Annotated in this window: 15 protein-coding genes and 1 riboswitch; of the genes, 7 read left to right on the top strand and 8 right to left on the bottom strand. The window is 72.4% G+C overall.

What is annotated here, in order from left to right:
• Nucleotides 1-95: 95 nt before the first annotated feature.
• Nucleotides 96-1,295, top strand: a complete 1,200-nt coding sequence (locus ABD143_RS29200) for a sensor histidine kinase (protein WP_343984661.1) — start codon at nt 96-98, stop codon at nt 1,293-1,295.
• The gene (locus ABD143_RS29195) at nt 1,292-1,945 is read left to right on the top strand and encodes a response regulator transcription factor (protein ID WP_343984660.1); all 654 of its coding nucleotides are present in this window, start codon (nt 1,292-1,294) and stop codon (nt 1,943-1,945) included. The genes ABD143_RS29200 and ABD143_RS29195 overlap by 4 nt, the downstream gene beginning before the upstream one ends.
• Nucleotides 1,946-2,118: 173 nt before the next feature.
• Here ABD143_RS29195 and ABD143_RS29190 read toward each other — a convergent pair whose 3' ends face one another.
• The 6 genes from ABD143_RS29190 to ABD143_RS29165 all read right to left on the bottom strand — a co-directional run bounded on the left by ABD143_RS29190 (nt 2,119) and on the right by ABD143_RS29165 (nt 8,261).
• Nucleotides 2,119-3,153 carry a serine/threonine-protein kinase gene (locus ABD143_RS29190; protein ID WP_343984659.1) on the bottom strand — a complete coding sequence of 345 codons (1,035 nt, stop codon included), beginning with the start codon at nt 3,151-3,153 and terminating at the stop codon, nt 2,119-2,121.
• Between the two features lie 67 nt (nt 3,154-3,220).
• Complete coding sequence (locus ABD143_RS29185) at nt 3,221-4,036, bottom strand: FAD binding domain-containing protein (RefSeq protein WP_343984658.1); 816 nt, start codon at nt 4,034-4,036, stop codon at nt 3,221-3,223.
• Nucleotides 4,033-4,560: a (2Fe-2S)-binding protein gene (locus ABD143_RS29180; protein ID WP_343985002.1), complete on the bottom strand. Its 528-nt coding sequence runs from the start codon at nt 4,558-4,560 to the stop codon at nt 4,033-4,035. Before ABD143_RS29180 ends, ABD143_RS29185 begins: the two co-directional genes overlap by 4 nt.
• Before the next feature lie 8 nt (nt 4,561-4,568).
• Nucleotides 4,569-6,833, bottom strand: a complete 2,265-nt coding sequence (locus ABD143_RS29175; RefSeq protein ID WP_343984657.1) for a xanthine dehydrogenase family protein molybdopterin-binding subunit — start codon at nt 6,831-6,833, stop codon at nt 4,569-4,571.
• A gap of 143 nt (nt 6,834-6,976) precedes the next feature.
• Nucleotides 6,977-7,321 (bottom strand): SIP domain-containing protein, encoded by a 345-nt coding sequence (locus ABD143_RS29170; RefSeq protein ID WP_343984656.1) that lies wholly within the window; start codon nt 7,319-7,321, stop codon nt 6,977-6,979.
• Nucleotides 7,233-8,261 (bottom strand): ABC transporter substrate-binding protein, encoded by a 1,029-nt coding sequence (locus ABD143_RS29165; RefSeq protein WP_343984655.1) that lies wholly within the window; start codon nt 8,259-8,261, stop codon nt 7,233-7,235. The genes ABD143_RS29170 and ABD143_RS29165 overlap by 89 nt, the downstream gene beginning before the upstream one ends.
• 80 nt (nt 8,262-8,341) lie before the next feature.
• Here ABD143_RS29165 and ABD143_RS29160 point away from each other — a divergent pair, with 80 nt between their 5' ends.
• From ABD143_RS29160 to ABD143_RS29150, 3 genes are read left to right on the top strand one after another with little or no spacing between them, the layout of a single operon-like run.
• Entirely contained in the window at nt 8,342-9,436 is a 1,095-nt protein-coding gene (locus ABD143_RS29160) for a FecCD family ABC transporter permease (RefSeq protein ID WP_343984654.1), read from the top strand.
• Nucleotides 9,433-10,461 (top strand): FecCD family ABC transporter permease, encoded by a 1,029-nt coding sequence (locus ABD143_RS29155; RefSeq protein WP_343984653.1) that lies wholly within the window; start codon nt 9,433-9,435, stop codon nt 10,459-10,461. Before ABD143_RS29160 ends, ABD143_RS29155 begins: the two co-directional genes overlap by 4 nt.
• A gap of 49 nt (nt 10,462-10,510) precedes the next feature.
• Nucleotides 10,511-11,338, top strand: coding sequence for an ABC transporter ATP-binding protein (locus tag ABD143_RS29150; protein WP_343984652.1), 828 nt, complete (start codon nt 10,511-10,513; stop codon nt 11,336-11,338).
• Between the two features lie 43 nt (nt 11,339-11,381).
• Here ABD143_RS29150 and thiC read toward each other — a convergent pair whose 3' ends face one another.
• Both thiC and thiD read right to left on the bottom strand, forming a co-directional pair.
• Nucleotides 11,382-13,034 carry a phosphomethylpyrimidine synthase ThiC gene (gene thiC / locus ABD143_RS29145; protein WP_343984651.1) on the bottom strand — a complete coding sequence of 551 codons (1,653 nt, stop codon included), beginning with the start codon at nt 13,032-13,034 and terminating at the stop codon, nt 11,382-11,384.
• Nucleotides 13,029-13,136, bottom strand: a riboswitch (TPP riboswitch). Its footprint overlaps the gene before it by 6 nt.
• A 29-nt stretch (nt 13,137-13,165) precedes the next feature.
• Nucleotides 13,166-14,023 carry a bifunctional hydroxymethylpyrimidine kinase/phosphomethylpyrimidine kinase gene (gene thiD / locus ABD143_RS29140; RefSeq protein ID WP_343984650.1) on the bottom strand — a complete coding sequence of 286 codons (858 nt, stop codon included), beginning with the start codon at nt 14,021-14,023 and terminating at the stop codon, nt 13,166-13,168.
• Nucleotides 14,024-14,199: 176 nt separating this feature from the next.
• Between thiD and ABD143_RS29135 the strand changes: the two genes are divergently transcribed.
• Together ABD143_RS29135 and ABD143_RS29130 are read left to right on the top strand one after the other, a co-directional pair.
• The gene (locus ABD143_RS29135; RefSeq protein ID WP_343984649.1) at nt 14,200-14,640 is read left to right on the top strand and encodes a nitroreductase family deazaflavin-dependent oxidoreductase; all 441 of its coding nucleotides are present in this window, start codon (nt 14,200-14,202) and stop codon (nt 14,638-14,640) included.
• Between the two features lie 127 nt (nt 14,641-14,767).
• Nucleotides 14,768-15,346 carry a Uma2 family endonuclease gene (locus tag ABD143_RS29130; protein ID WP_343984648.1) on the top strand — a complete coding sequence of 193 codons (579 nt, stop codon included), beginning with the start codon at nt 14,768-14,770 and terminating at the stop codon, nt 15,344-15,346.
• Nucleotide 15,347: the final 1 nt, after the last annotated feature.

Here is a 15,347-nt window from a genome sequence, read left to right as displayed (position 1 = left end):
CGGGGCCGTCGTCCGTAGTCGGATCGATCTCTGCGGTCCCCGCGTACCTCCTTCGATCGACGCGCCCCGCCGCCACGACGTGTTGAGATGGCGGCATGCGGCTGTCGCGACGGGAGTGGGTGCAGGACGTCCTCATTGCGGCCCTGTACCTCGCGGCCGGCGCGGGGTTGCTGCTCGTGGTGCCGGAGATCGCCGTCAGCTGGCGGGACGGCCCTGCGGACCCACCGCTGTGGCCGTCGATGGCCGCCATCGCCGTCGCGAGCCTCGGAGAGGTCGTCCGCCGCAGGCTCCCGGTCATCGGCCTCGTCGTCGCCACGGTGGCCGTGCTCTACGGCGTGCTGGTCACGGGATCGAGCCCGATCGGTGTGCTGCTCGCGTTCGGCGACCTGCTCTACTGCGCAGTCCGGTTCACGTCCAGGCGCACGAGCTGGGCCGTCACCGGCACGGTCTGCACCGTCGTCGCCACACTCGCGCTGCTCAGCCTGATCGCCGGCGGCGGCCGCGCAGCGCTGGTGACGGTGCTCAACCTCGCGATGCTGCTGTCGATCCCGGTGTTCTGGGGGTACGAGGTGCGCAGACACAGCGAGCAGGCCGACATCGAACGCGAGCGGGCCGAGCAGGCCCACCGGATGGCGGAGCTGGACCGCGCCGCCGCCGTCGCGGGCGAACGGGCCCGGATGGCCCGCGACCTGCACGACGTGATCGCCGGGCAGCTCTCCGGGATCGCGATCCAGTCCGAGGCCGCACTCAACCTCGACGACCCCGACCCGGCAACGCTTCGCCGCGTGCTGACAGCCGTGCGACGCGACAGCCTCGCGTCGCTCACGGAGATGCGCGCGATGATCGGCCTGCTGCGCGCGGACGGCGCCGGCGACGCCGACCCGCGCACGTCCCCGGCCGGACTCGACCGGCTCGGCACGCTCCTGGAGGCCGGCCGTGCCTCCGGGCTGCGCATCGAGGTGGACGACCGGCGTCCCGACGGCGTCCACGTCCCGGCCGCGGTCGACCTCGCCGCCTTCCGGATCGTGCAGGAGTCCTTGACGAACGCCGCCAAGCACGCCCCCGGCAGCGAGGTGCACCTGTGTCTCGACCAACGCGCCGGCGAGCTGGTCATCGAACTGGACAACAACCTCGTCCCCGACGCCCCACCTGGCGGCGGCACCGGGACCGGCCTGCTCGGCCTGGGCGAACGGGCCACCGCCGTGGGCGGGAACGTGCGGGCCGGCGCCGACGGGCTGTGCTGGCGCGTGCGCGCGGCGCTGCCGGTGCCCGCCCGGGAAGGAGCCCTGCGGTGAGCATCCCTGCCGAGAAGGTGCGGGTCGTCGTCGCCGACGACCAGGCCGCGATCCGCACGGGCCTCGTGATGATTCTGGAGTCGGCACCGGACATCGAGGTCGTCGCCGAGGCGGGCGACGGGCTCGCTGCCGTCGCGCTCACGCACTCCGAGCGGCCCGACGTGGTGCTGATGGACATCCGCATGCCCGGCATCGACGGGATCGAGGCCACCCGCCGCCTCGTGACCGACCGGGTCTGCGAGGTGCTGGTGCTGACCACCTTCGACCTCGACGAGTACGTCGACTCCGCGCTCGCCGCCGGGGCCGCCGGGTTCCTGCTGAAGTCGGTGGACGCCTCCGCGCTGCTCGCGGCGGTGCGGGCGGTGGCGCGCGGCGACGGCGTGCTGGCCCCAGAGATCACGCGCCGCGTCATCTCCCGGCTGGCGGCGCCCGCACGTAAGCCGGAACCGCCCGGCCTCGACGACCTGACACCCCGCGAGACGGACGTGCTCACCTGTCTGGGCCGCGGCCTGTCGAACGCCGAGATCGCCGCGGAGCTGGTGATCACCGAGGCAACGACGAAGACCCACGTATCACGGGTGCTCACGAAGCTGGGCCTGCGCTCGCGGGTGCAGGCGGCGATAGCAGCCCAGGACGCAGGCCTGGTCTGACGGCACACACCGCTGAGGAGGGTCCTGAACAACTCCGCCCGTAGCGCAGTAGGGCCGAGTTGTTCAGGGCGCTCCTAAGTGCCGCGCCCCCTGTCATGGGCGTGTGCCGTGCCGGGACGGTGTGCCGTCGGGCTACCGGTCCCGCGCTTCGGCTGCCGTCACCTCGGTTGACGTTAGTGGGGTCGCCGGTCCGCCGCAGCAGTGAACATCGCCAGTGCGCCCGTCAGGGCCACCGAGGCCGCTCGGTACGTCGCGCGAGAGCGGGCTGCTCGGTGCAGACGGTGGCGGCCGCTGCGGCGGTGGGGTTTCGGGGCTTCGGCGTCCGGCCACAGGTGGGCCGCGGCGGACGCCGGATCGGCGGCGAGCGCTCTCGCCACCACGGCGGCGCTCGGGCGGCGGAGGGGGTGGTCGCGGGTCATGGCGGTGAGCACGGTCCCAAGGCCGCCGGGCAGCCCGTCCGGCACCACGGGCGAGCGGTGCAGCCGGGCCGTGGCCGACTCCACCGCGAGTCCGGGGAACTCGCGGCGGCCGGTGAGCGCCTCCAGGAGCACGAGCCCCAGCGCGTAGACGTCGACCGCCGGCCCGATTCGCTCTCCGCACACCTGCTCAGGCGCCAGGTAGGCGGCCGTGCCGACGACACAGCCGATCGCGGTGCCGGTGGTGGCGTCGAGCGTGCGGGAGATGCCGAAGTCGGCAAGCCGCGGGCGGCCACCATCCCAGTGCCCACCCACCCCGCCGGCTCCGCCGGCATGCCATCCCCCAAGGAGAACGTTGGCAGGCTTGACGTCGCGGTGCACGATCCCGGCGGCGTGGACGTGCGCGAGCGCCTCCGCGAGCTGAGCGCCGAGCCTGCGCACGGCGCCGGGGGCGAGCGGCGGGCCCGCGCTGATGCGCTCGGCCAGCGTCGGCCCCTCGACGAGGTCGGTGACGACGAATGCGCGCCCGTCCTCGGTGCCTCCGTCGTGCAGCCCGACGAGCCCCGGGTGGTGCAGGTGGGCGAGCGCCTCCATCTCGCGGCGCTGCTGGAGCAGGTCGTGCGCGCTGGCTCGGGGCCGGAAGCGCTTCACCGCTACCTCGGTGCCAAGCCGCAGGTCACGGGCCCGGTGGACCTCTGCGGAGGATCCCGCTCCGATCACCGGGCCGAGCTCGTACCGGCCGGCGAGGAGACGCGGATCGTCTCCCCCTGCGGCACGTTGGTCGGCTCCCATATGGGCATCGTTCCCCCGACCGGCGCAAAAGATGCGCGCATCCGGGAAAACGTGACCCGGTCGGGCGTCAGCCTCCTGCGGCGGTCGTCAGCGCGCGGCGGGTGAGCAGCCGTGCCAGGTGCCTGCGGTACTCGGCCGTTCCGGCCAGGTCCGTCGGCGGCTCCGTGCCCTGGTCGGCGAGGGCTGCGGCGTCCCCGATCGACGCCCCGTCGGCCAGCGCCGCCTCGGTCTGAGAGGCCCGCAGCGGCGTGGAACCCATGTTGACCAGCCCGATCCGGCCCTCGACCACCGCCACCCCGACGATCGCCCAGTCGTTGGCACGGCGGGTGAACTTCTCGTACGCCCACCCCGACGCGCTGGTGCGTGGCACCCGGACCTCGACGATCAGCTCGTCCGGCTCCTTCACCGAGGAGAAGACGCCGGTGTAGAAGCCGGTGATCGGCACCTGCCGTTCGCCGCGCGGGCTGCGCAGCACCACCGTGCCGCCGAGGGCGAGCACAGCGGCCGGGAGATCCGACGCCGGGTCGGCGTGGGCGAGGGAACCGCCGAGGGTGCCGCGGTGGCGCACCTGGGGGTCGCCCACCGTGCGGATGACGGCCGGGAGCAGCGGGCACTCGGCCGCGAGCACGTCCGAGACCTCAACGGTCCGGTGCCTGGTGCCCGCTCCGATCGCGACGTCAGCGCCGTCGACCCGGATGTAGTTCAGCTCGGCCAGCCTGCCGATGTCGATCACCAGTTCCGGCGCGGACAGCCGCAGCTTCATCACGGGCAGCAGCGAGTGGCCGCCCGCGAGCACCGTGGCGTCCTCACCGTGCTCAGCGAGCAGCGCGAGTGCACCGTCCACGGAGTCCGGCCGGGCGTACGCGAAACCGACGGGGATCATGCGCCGCTCCCGGTGGAGATGCCCGGGGAGGCCGGGTCGGCTGATGCGCCCTCGGCCTCTTCCGGGTCGCGCCCGGCGGCGGCGAGCACCGCGCGGACGATGTTGTGGTAGCCGGTGCAGCGGCAGAGGTTGCCCTCCAGCCCCTCACGCACCTCGCGCTCGGTGGGGTTGGGGTTCTCCTCCAGCAGGCTCACCGCGGCCATGACCATGCCAGGCGTGCAGAACCCGCACTGCAGGCCGTGCTCGGCGCGGAACGCCGCGGCCACGGGGTGTAGCTCGTCGGGGTAGGGCGACAGCCCCTCCATCGTCGTGACGACCTGCTGGTCGGCCTGCACCGCCAGAACGGTGCACGATTTCACCGACTCGCCGTCGAGCAGCACGGTGCAGGCGCCGCAGGAGGTGGTGTCGCAGCCGATGTTGGTGGCCTTGATCTTCACGACGTCGCGCAGGTAGTGCGCGAGGAGCAGCCGGGGCTCGACCTCGGCGGTGGTGGGCGCGCCGTTGACTGCGATCTGGACCTTCACCGTGCCTGTCACTTGGCTCCCTCCGAGGCAGCCTGCTGGATGGCCGTCCACACCCGCAGCGGGCTGGTCGGCATGTCGATGTGGCGGACGCCGAGGTGCGAGACGGCGTCGACGACCGCGCTCTGCACCGCGGGCGTGGCGCCGATCGTGCCTGCCTCGCCGATGCCCTTGGCCCCGAGCGGGTTCAGAGTGGTCGGCGTCTCCATGTTCAGGAGCGTGAAGCTGGGCAGCTCGGCGGCCGACGGGAACGCGTAGTCGGCGAACGTGGCCGTGAGCGGGTTGCCGTCGGCGTCGTAGACGACCTCCTCGAGCAAGGCCTGCGAGATCCCCTGCGCGATGCCGCCGTGGCGCTGGCCCTCGGCCAGCAACGGGTTGAGCACGGGACCGGCGTCGTCGACCGTGACGATCCGGTCGACGACGGCCTTGCCGGACTCGACGTCGACCTCCACGACGGCGACGTGTGCGCCGAACGGGAACGTCGCCGCACCGCTGTTGAAGACCGTCTCGACCTTGAGCTGCTCCCGCGCGGCCAGCTCGGCGAGCGTGACGCCGGTGTCGGTGCCCTTGACAGCAACCCGGCCGTCCGTGACCTCGAGGTCGTCGGCACTCGCCTCCAGCAGGTCGGCCGCCCGCTGCTTCGCGAGCTCCACCAGCTGACCGGCCGCCTGGTAGACGGCCACGCCGCCGGTCTGCAGGCTCCGCGACCCCATCGTCCCCTTCCCGCGCGGGATGAGGTCGGTGTCGCCGTGCTTCACCGTGATCTTCTCGATCGGGATGCCCAGATGCTCGCTCGCAAGCATCGCCCATGCCGTCGCGTGGCCCTGGCCGTGGGGAGACGTGCCGGTGAGCACGGTGACCGTGCCGTCGGCGTGCACCTCGACGGCGGCGTCCTCCTCGAACTCGCCGCCGCCGGTGATCTCGACGTAGGCGGAGACCCCGATGCCGAGCTGCACCGCGTCGCCGCGTTCGCGCCGGGCGGCCTGCTCGGCCCGCAGCTCCGCGTACCCGGCGCCTTCCAGCACCCGGTCGATCGCCTTGGCGTACTCGCCGCTGTCGTAGACCGCACCGCCCTTCGTCTCGAAGGGGAACTTCTCCGGCGGCACGACGTTGCGCTTGCGCACCTCGGCCGGGTCCATGCCGATCTCGGCGGCGAACAGGTCCATCGCCCGCTCGATCGCCGCTGTGGCCTCCGGACGGCCGGCCCCGCGGTAGGCGCCCGTGGAGGTCGTGGTGGTGACGAACACGCGGGCGCGCGACTCCACCTTGGGGATGTCGTAGACGCCGGGGGCCATCTGCCGAGTGAAGAACGGGAGCGCGGTCCCCAGTCGCGGGTACCCGCCCCCGTCGGCCAGCACGTCGAGGCGGTAGGCGAGCACCTTGCCATCGCGGTTGCCGCCGATCGTGACGGTCTGCAGCTGCGCGCGGCCGTGCACCATCCCGGTCATGTTCTCCGACCGGCTCTCGCTCCAGCGGACCGGCCGGGCCGCCCGCTTCGCGAGCGACGCCACGAGCGCGAACTCGGGATCGGCGCCGATCTTGGCCCCGAACCCGCCACCGACGTCGGGCGTGATCAGGTGGATCACCCCGGGGTCGACGCCGAGCCAGCCTGCGACCTCGTCGCGCGCGATCTGGGCGTTCTGGGTGGAGCAGAAGATCGTGACGCGCCCGTCGTCACCCCATGCCGCTGCGGCGGCGCGAGCCTCCAGCGGGGAGGGGGCGAGGCGCTGGTTGACGATCTCCTGCGTGACGACCACGTCGCAGCCGTCGAACAGGTGCTCGTCGAACTGCTCGTCGTCGCCGAAGCCGAGCGCGAGGTTGGTGCCGACCTCCTCGAACAGCAGCACCTCGTCGGTAGCCGCGGCCCGGAGGTCGACCACGGCGGGAAGCGGGTCGTAGTCGATCTCCACCAGGTCTGCGGCGTCCTGCCCCTGGTACAGCTCCTCGGTGAGGACCGCGACCACGGGCTCCCCGACGAAGCGCACCTTGTCGGTGGCGAGGAACGGCCGGACCATGCCCCGGTTCGCACCGTCGAAGAGGAGTTTCGGAGCCAGGTCGAGATCGGCTCCGGTGATCACCGCGACGACACCTGGCGCCGTGCGGGCAGCCTCGGTGTCAATGGAAGTGATCCGCCCGTGCGCCAGTGGCGAGCGCACGAGCGTGAGATGGAGGGCTCCCTTGAGCCGCTCGTCGGTCAGGTCGTCGGTGTAGGTCGCGCCCCGGGAGAGGAACTCCGGGTCTTCGGTGCGGACCACGCGCGTGCCCATAATACTCATCAGAGATGAGCCTAGACCCGACTTCCCGCCGCCGCTCTGCGTCGGTCCGGGGGACGCACGGAGCGCCGGGGCAGTGGGCTGCGGTGGGGTGATGGCCGTCAGTCGGTGGCGGTGGCGAGCGCCGCCGCGCGGAGGTCGTCCTCCTAGGCGCCCCGGCGCCAGTAGCCGGAGAAGGTGACGTGCCGGCGGTCCAGGCCGCGTTCGCCGAGCAGATGTCGGCGCACCGCCCGGACCGTCGCGGACTCGCCCGCGACCCAGGCGTACGTGGTGTCGACCGGCAACCGGGCGATGCGAACGGTCGACACCAGCCGGTCGCTGCCGGGCGGGGTATGCCCCGCACGATCCAGCGGATCTCGGAGAGGCGGTACTGCCCGGCGATGGTGCCGGCATCCGCGCCCATCAGCCGACCTTCCTCGCGCTCTGGATGGCTTTGGCCAGGTTCTCCAGCAGCGGGGCGGAACCGGCGTAGGAGAAGCGGGGCACCGCATCCCAGGGGGTGACCTGGCCGGCCTTCACCGCGGGCAGTTGCTGCCAGGTGGGCTTGGCCGCGAGGTCCGTGGGCTGCAGGGCGGTGCTGCGGTTGTCGAGCAGGATCAGGTCGGCCGGGAAGTCGCCGGCGTTCTCCCAGCTGAGCGCCTCGAAGTAGTCGCCCGCCTCCAGCTCGGTGGGGACCACCATGTCGACGCCGAGTTCGGCGAAGTACATCAGGTCGGTGCTGACCTTCGGGTTGGAGACGTAGAAGAGGTCGGGGCTGCCGGAGGCAGCCATGACCCTGATGCCGGGGTTGGCCGTCACCGCCTGCCGGACCGCCTCGGCGGCCGCCTCGAAGCGGGCCTTGGCATCGGTGACCTTCTTCGCCGACAAGTCGGCGCCGAGGGCCTGGGCGAGCTGCGCGTACCGCTCGATCGGCCGGGTCATCGGAACCCGGGCGGTGGTGACGGCGACGCTGGGCGCCAGCGGCAGGATCTGGTCCTTGCTCTCGTCCGGCACGTACCAGAGCTCGCCCGGGTCGTACATGTGGGTGACGAGGAGGTCAGGGCGGAGCGCAGCGTACTTCTCCAGGTTGAACTCGCCCCAGACGTTGCCGAGGATCTCCACGCTCCCCACGTTCAGGTCGCCGGCCTGCGGGTCGGCCGTGCCGTCGGCGCGCTTCGTCTCGCCGAAGACGCCGACGATCTGCTTGTCCAGTCCGAAGTCGACCAGGGCCGCGGCCACACCCGTGAAGGCGACCAATCGGGAGGGCCGGTTGCCGGTGCTGACCTTCTGGTCGCGGTCGTCGGTGAAGGTCCAGGGGCCGGTGGAGCCGCTGGCGGCAGGGACGGCGGAGTCGCGGCCGCAGCCGGCCAGCAGAGCGACCAGGGTGGCGGCCCCGCCGGCGGCCAGCAGGCGACGACGGGACAGGCGGCGGGCGGACCCGGGATCGGGCATGAGTGTGATCTTTCGTCGAGGGTGATGACCATGGACAGCGCGGTTAGGTTAACCTCACCTAAATCACTGTCAAGCCTCGTTTGGCGTTCCGCACGGCACCGGAGGCCACACTGTCCGTCATCCATTCACCATCCAGCGGTGAAGGAACCGCGGCGCCCCACCCGCCGCCGTACGCCCGCCGATCGGGACGCATCGCACTGAGGGCCGGCGGCCTGGCCCTCTCCCTGCTGCTGCTCGCCGCCGTCACCGTGCTCAGCATCGCGATCGGTGCAAAACACCTGCCGCTCGGCGACGTGTGGCAGGGCCTGTTGCACCCGGCCTCGCCCGAGTACGCGGTCGTGCACCACATGCGGCTGCCCCGTGCGCTGCTCGGCCTGCTCGCCGGCAGCGCGCTCGGCGTGGCGGGGGCGGCGATGCAGGCGCTGACCCGCAACGCGCTCGCCGATCCCGGGCTGCTCGGCATCAACGCAGGCGCCGCGGCGGCGGTCGCGACCGCCACGGCCTTCCTCGGCGTCACCGGGGTCGGCGGCTACGTCTGGTTCGCGCTGCTCGGCGCGGCGGCGGTCACCGCAGGTGTCTACGCCGTGGGTGGTGGGCGCGGAGCCACCCCGGCCCGGCTGTCGCTTGCCGGCGCAGCGCTCAACGCCACGCTCTACTCCTACGTCAGCGCCGTGATGCTGATCGACGCCGTCTCGCTCGACCGGCTGCGGTTCTGGACGGTGGGCTCGCTGGCCAGCGCGGAAACCGACACCGTCGTCCGGGTGCTGCCGTTCATCCTCGCCGGGCTGCTGGTCGCGCTGGCCGCGGCACGCCCGCTCAACGCGCTGGCCCTCGGCGACGACGCCGCGCGGGCGCTGGGCGCCCGCCCCGCCCTGGTCCGGGCCGCCGTCATCGCGGCAATCACGCTGCTCTGCGGCGCCGCCACCGCCGCCTGCGGGCCGATCGTCTTCGTCGGGCTGCTCGTGCCGCACCTGGTCCGTGCCCTCACCGGCCCGGACCTGCGCTGGCTGCTGCCGTACTGCGCGCTGCTCGCGCCGGTGCTGCTGCTCGGCGCCGACGTCGCGGGCCGGGTGCTGGGCAGTCCCGGCGAACTCCAGGTCGGGCTGGTGACGGCGGTGCTGGGTGGCCTGCTCTTCCTGCACCTGGTCGGGCGCGGACGGGTGGCCCGCCCGTGATCGTGATCCGCACCCCGGACGGTCTCTCGCTGCGGCTCCGCCCACGGGCACTCGCCGTCGGCACCGGCTGCGCCCTGCTCGCCCTGGCGCTGGGCGTGATCGCCGTCGGCAGCGGCGACTACCCGCTGAGCCCGGTCGACGTGCTGCGCGTCCTGACCGGCGGGGGCGACCCCGCGGAGCACTTCATCGTCACCGAGCTGCGCCTGCCCCGGGTGGTCACCGCGCTCTGCGTCGGTGCCGCCCTGGCCCTGGCCGGCGCGGTGTTCCAGTCGCTGATCCGCAACCCGCTGGGCAGCCCCGACGTGCTCGGCTTCACCCAGGGCGCGGCGACCGGCGCGCTGCTGGTGGTCGTGGTCGGCGGAAGCAGCCTGGCCCTTGGCGCGGCGGCGGTCGCCGGCGGGCTGCTCACCGGCGTGCTGGTGCACGCCCTCGCCTGGCGGCGCGGGGTGCACGGATACCGGCTGATCCTGGTCGGCATCGGCATCAGCGCGATCCTCACCGGAGTCAACGGCTACCTGCTGACCCGGGCGCCGTTGATGGACGCCTCCCGGGCGGTGCTCTGGCTCACCGGCAGCCTGGACGGGCGCGGCTGGGTCAACGCGCTGCCCCTGCTCGTCGCGCTGGCCGTGCTGGTGCCGACGGTCTTCCTGGCCTGCGGGCCAGCGCTGCGGATGACCGAGCTGGGTGACGACGCCGCCGCGGCGCTCGGCGTCCCGGTGCAGCGGCTGCGGCTGCTCCTGCTCGGCGCAGCGGTGCTGCTGGTCTCCCTCGCGGCGGCCGCCGCCGGGCCGGTGTCGTTCGTGGCGCTCACCGCGCCGCACCTGGCCCGGCGGCTGACCCGGGCGCCCGGGCCGAACCTGCTGCCGGCGATGGCGGTGGGTGCGGTGCTACTGGTCGCCGCCGACCAGGTGGCGCAGCGAGCGGTCGCCGGACACCAGCTGCCGGTGGGCGCGCTGACCGGCGTGCTGGGCGGCGGCTATCTGATCTGGCTGCTCGCTACCGAACGCAGGGCGGGCCGGCTGTGACGGCGCCGAGACGGCCGGCACGCCTGGTGACGAGAACGGAGCGACTCCCATGACGACCTGGCGGCTCGGCGGGCACGGCATGACCCTCGCCTACGAGCGGCACACCGTCGCCACGGACCTCACGGTCACCGTGCCGGACCGGTCATTCACCATCATCATCGGCCCGAACGCCTGCGGGAAATCCACGCTGCTGCGGGCGCTGGCCCGGCTGCTGCGGCCGACCGCCGGGGCCGTGCTGCTGGACGGTGCGGACATCCACCGGCGACCGGCCCGCGCCGTCGCCCGTACGCTCGGGCTGCTGCCGCAGTCGTCCGTGGCGCCGGACGGCATCGGCGTCGCCGAGTTGGTCGCCCGCGGCCGCTACCCGCACCAGGGGCTGCTGCGCCAGTGGTCCCGCGAGGACGAGCGGGTGGTCGCCGAGTCGATGGCCGCCACCGGGGTCGCCGACCTGGCCGACCGCCCTGTCGACGAGCTCTCCGGCGGCCAGCGGCAGCGGGTCTGGATCGCGATGGCGCTGGCCCAGCAGACTCCCCTGCTGCTGCTGGACGAGCCGACCACCTACCTGGACATCGCCCATCAGATCGAGGTGCTCGATCTCTGCGCCCGGCTGCACCAGGAGCAGGGCCGCACGCTGGTGGCGGTGCTGCACGACCTCAACCACGCTGCCCGCTACGCGACGCACCTCATCGCGATGCGCGACGGACGGGTGGTGGCCGCAGGCGACCCGCGGGAGATCGTCACCGCCGAGCTGGTGGAGGAGGTGTTCGGGCTGGTATGCCGGGTCATCGACGACCCGGAGACCGGCACTCCCCTGGTCATCCCGGCGGCCCGCCACAGGATCGGCGCAGGCGCCGGGCTCGACCGGGGGCAGGCGTGAGCATCCGGGTCACCCCCGCAAGCCACCTTGCTGCAACCCGACGCTATCCCTCGACCACCGGCAGGTAGACCTTCCCGCCGTTCTCCGCGAACTCCGTCGACTTCTCCGACAATCCGGCCTCGATCGCTTCGATGCTGGTCAGGCCGTGCTTCTCGGCGTAGTCGCGGACGTCCTGGGTGATCCGCATCGAGCAGAACTTCGGCCCGCACATCGAGCAGAAGTGCGCGTTCTTGGCCGGCTCGGCCGGGAGCGTCTCGTCGTGGAACGCCAGCGCTGTGTCCGGGTCGAGCGACAGGTGGAACTGGTCGAGCCAGCGGAACTCGAAGCGCGCCGCCGACAGCGCGTCGTCACGGGCCTGGGCGCGTGGGTGCTCCTTGGCCAGGTCGGCGGCGTGCGCGGCGATCTTGTAGGTGATCACGCCCGTCTTGACGTCGTCGCGGTCCGGCAGGCCGAGGTGCTCCTTCGGCGTGACGTAGCAGAGCATGGCCGTACCGCGCGCGGCGATGGTGGCGGCCCCGATGGCGCTGGTGATGTGGTCGTAGCCGGGCGCGATGTCCGTGGCGAGCGGGCCGAGCGTGTAGAACGGCGCCTCGCCGCACCATTCCTCCTCCAGCCGCACGTTCTCCGCGATCTTGTGGAGCGGAACGTGGCCGGGGCCCTCGATCATCACCTGCACGTCACGGGAGCGGGCGATCGCCGTCAGCTCCCCGAGCGTGCGCAGCTCGGCGAGCTGGGCGTCGTCGTTGGCGTCGGCGATCGAGCCGGGCCGCAACCCGTCGCCGAGGGAGAACGTGACGTCGTAGGTGCGCAGGATGTCGCAGAGCTCCGCGAAGTGCGTGTAGAGGAACGACTCACGGTGGTGCGCGAGGCACCACGCCGCCATGATCGACCCGCCGCGGGACACGATCCCCGTGACCCGCTTCGCGGTGAGCGGGACATACCGCAGCAGCACGCCCGCGTGCACCGTCATGTAGTCGACGCCCTGCTCGCACTGCTCCACCACGGTGTCGCGGTAGACGTCCCATGAGAGCTTCGTGGGGTCGCCCTTCACCTTCTCCAGCGCCTGGTAGATCGGGACCGTGCCGATGGGCACCGGCGAGTTGCGCAGGATCCACTCGCGGGTCTCGTGGATGTTCGCGCCGGTGGAGAGGTCCATGACGGTGTCGGCGCCCCAGCGGGTGGCCCACACCATCTTCTCCACCTCTTCCTCGATCGAGGAGGTCACGGCGGAGTTGCCGAGGTTGGCGTTGATCTTCACGAGGAACGAGCGCCCGATCACCATCGGCTCGGCCTCCGGGTGGTTCCGGTTGGCCGGGATCACCGCCCGGCCGCACGCGACCTCGGAGCGCACCAGCTCCGCGTCCACGCCCTCCCGGACCGCGATGAACCGCATCTCCGGCGTGATCATCCCGGACCTGGCCCATGCCAGCTGGGTGGCCGCGCCCGCCACCGGTTCCCGAGCGTCGATCCACGGCGTGCGCAGCGGGGGCAGCCCCGCGCGGACGTCCACCACAGCGTTCTCGTCCGAGTAGGGCCCCGAGGTGTCATAGACGTCGTGGTGCTCGCCGTTGCTGAGCTCGATCCGGCGGACCGGGACGCGCAGACCATCCGGGCCGTCCAGGTACGCCTTGCGCGAGCCCCGGATGGGACCCGTGGTGACCTGGGGCGCGACCGAACGGTCGTCGAGTGCCGTCATATCGGCTTTCCTTCCTACGCCGGCATTACCCGGACAGGTTCTGCGGTCGGCGGTGCTCCGCCCTCTCAGCCCGTTGCATCACGAGCTCCCGCGTATTCCAGTTGTGCTCACCGGCCGGGACGGCCGGGAGATCAGGGGGTGGGCTCCTCCCACCACGGCCGCACCGTCCAGAGCGGCGAGACCGGTCCGTGGCCGGCGCCGAGCGGGTAGGAGTGCCGGACGGCCTCCACGATGTACCGCTTCGCGAACGCCACTGCGTCGGGCACGCTCATCCCGCGCGCCAGCCCGGAGGCGGCGGCCGAGGCCATGTTGTCGCCTCCGCCGTGGGTGTTGCCGGTGTCGAAGCGCGGGCCGGACAGCTCGGTGAACGTGTGGCCGTCGTACAGGAGGTCGACGCACCACTCGGTGTCCTCGCGCAGGTGGCCGCCCTTGACCAGCACGTACTTCGAGCCGAAGCCGTGCATCACCTTGGCGGCGTCGTACTGCGCTTCGCGGTCGTGCACGTCGACTCCGGCCAGCAGCCGCACCTCGTCGAGGTTCGGGGTGATCAGGGTGGCCCGCGGGAACAGCAGGCCGCGGTAGGCCTCGAGCGCGTCCTCGGCGAGCAATGGGTCACCGTGCATCGACGCCGCGACCGGGTCGACCACGAACGGAATGGGGCCGTCGCCGCCGATCCCCACCCCGTCGCACGCGCCCACGATGGCCTGGATGATCGGGGTGCTGGCGAGCATGCCGGTCTTCGCGGCGTCCAGCCCGATGTCGGTGGCGACCGTCTCGATCTGGGCCGCGACGGTCTCGGGCGGGAGCGCGTGGAAACCGGACACGCCGAGCGAGTTCTGCACGGTGACGGCCGTGACCGCCACACAGCCGTGGACGCCGCACGCCGCCAGTGCGCGCAGGTCGGCGGCCACACCGGCGCCGCCGCCAGAGTCGGTGCCCGCAATCGTCATGACACGGGGCGGAGTCGTGCCCACCGTGGGTTCTCCCATTTCGCCTCCCTACGCCGGAATTACCCGGACAGGTTCATGCGGTCGGCGGCGCCAGCCACCCTCTCAGCCCGCTCGCTGCGAGCTCCCGCGTACCGGTCACCGTAACCCGGCCCCCGGTCGCCGCGCCACCACGTCGGGCGGGAAGAGGAGCCGGCTTTGCGGCGTTGGATCGGGACATGCCACTTGACGGTGAGTACGAGCTGAGCCCAGAGGGCTGGGTTCGCGAGCAGACCGAGAAGATCTTCGAGACCGGCACGACCGAGAGCGTCGACATCAAGGGCCGCGCGGTCATCCTGCTGACCACGCGCGGCGTGAAGAGCGGCAAGCTGCGCAAGGTGCCGCTGATGCGCGTGGAGCACGACGGGCTGTACGCGATCGTCGCGTCGCTCGGTGGGGCGCCGAAGCACCCGGTCTGGTACTACAACGTCAAGGCCGAGCCGCACGTCGAACTGCAGGACGGCACGGTCACCAGGGACTTCCGGGCCCGCGAGGTCACGGGCGACGAGAAGGCCGACTGGTGGAAGCGCGCGGTGGCCGCTTACCCGGACTACGCCGACTACCAGAAGAAGACCGACCGGCAGATCCCCGTGTTCGTCCTGGAGCCGGTTTCCAGCTGATCGCGCCGCGCCGGCTGCCGGGCGATCCTGCCCGGCAGCCGACTGAGCACGGGATCGTTCCCACGGCGTGGCTGCGAGGATCGTCGGTGGCACGTGCCACCCTCGGCGATGACGTGAGGATGTTGCCGTGACGATCCAGCCGGTCGCCCCGCGCCATCTGCTGACCGTGGCCGAGTACCTCGAGATCCGTGAGATCGAACTCGGCTACAGCGAGCTCGTGCAAGGCCGACTGCTCATGACCCTGAGTCCGGCTGCCGACCACAACAGAGCTGCCTTCGAGCTGGGGGTTGCGCTGCGCGGCCAGCTACCGCCCGAGTTCGAGGTCCTCCTCGACATGGACGTCGACCTCCAACTCGCCCCTGCGGACGCGCCGGGCACCGTCCGGCGGCCCGACGTGATCGTCGCGTCCCGGGAGGCGCGGCTGCGCACCCGCCGTGACGGCGGGGTCATCCGGGCGTCCGAGGTGCTCGTGGTGGTCGAAGTGCTGTCCCCCGGTTCGCGGCGCACGGACCACGTCCACAAACGCGGCGAGTACGCCGACGCGGGCATCGCGCACTACTGGATCCTCGACGTGTCGGAGCCCGTCTCGCTGCTGGCCTGTCACCTCGCCGGCGAGTTCGGCTACGCCGATGCGGGCGCCGTGACCGGCTCCTTCTCCGCAGCCGAGCCGTTCCCGGCCAAGATCGACCTCGACGCACTCCTCTGAG

The organism is Pseudonocardia aurantiaca, assembly GCF_039526725.1.
GTDB classification, from domain to species: domain Bacteria; phylum Actinomycetota; class Actinomycetes; order Mycobacteriales; family Pseudonocardiaceae; genus Pseudonocardia; species Pseudonocardia aurantiaca.
The sequence above is the reverse complement of the archived record's forward strand: the minus strand, read 5'-3'. Positions and strand labels throughout refer to the sequence as shown.

Excerpts from the sequence above, each read along its gene's own strand:
- ABD143_RS29200 (WP_343984661.1), top strand. The coding sequence starts at position 96 with ATGCGGCTGTCGCGACGGGAGTGGGTGCAGGACGTCCTCATTGCGGCC.
- ABD143_RS29190 (WP_343984659.1), bottom strand. The coding sequence starts at position 3,153 with ATGGGAGCCGACCAACGTGCCGCAGGGGGAGACGATCCGCGTCTCCTC.
- ABD143_RS29185 (WP_343984658.1), bottom strand. The coding sequence starts at position 4,036 with ATGATCCCCGTCGGTTTCGCGTACGCCCGGCCGGACTCCGTGGACGGT.
- ABD143_RS29175 (WP_343984657.1), bottom strand. The coding sequence starts at position 6,833 with ATGAGTATTATGGGCACGCGCGTGGTCCGCACCGAAGACCCGGAGTTC.
- ABD143_RS29170 (WP_343984656.1), bottom strand. The coding sequence starts at position 7,321 with ATGCGGTGCCCCGCTTCTCCTACGCCGGTTCCGCCCCGCTGCTGGAGA.
- ABD143_RS29165 (WP_343984655.1), bottom strand. The coding sequence starts at position 8,261 with ATGCCCGATCCCGGGTCCGCCCGCCGCCTGTCCCGTCGTCGCCTGCTG.
- ABD143_RS29150 (WP_343984652.1), top strand. The coding sequence starts at position 10,511 with ATGACGACCTGGCGGCTCGGCGGGCACGGCATGACCCTCGCCTACGAG.
- thiC (WP_343984651.1), bottom strand. The coding sequence starts at position 13,034 with ATGACGGCACTCGACGACCGTTCGGTCGCGCCCCAGGTCACCACGGGT.
- thiD (WP_343984650.1), bottom strand. The coding sequence starts at position 14,023 with ATGGGAGAACCCACGGTGGGCACGACTCCGCCCCGTGTCATGACGATT.
- ABD143_RS29135 (WP_343984649.1), top strand. The coding sequence starts at position 14,200 with ATGCCACTTGACGGTGAGTACGAGCTGAGCCCAGAGGGCTGGGTTCGC.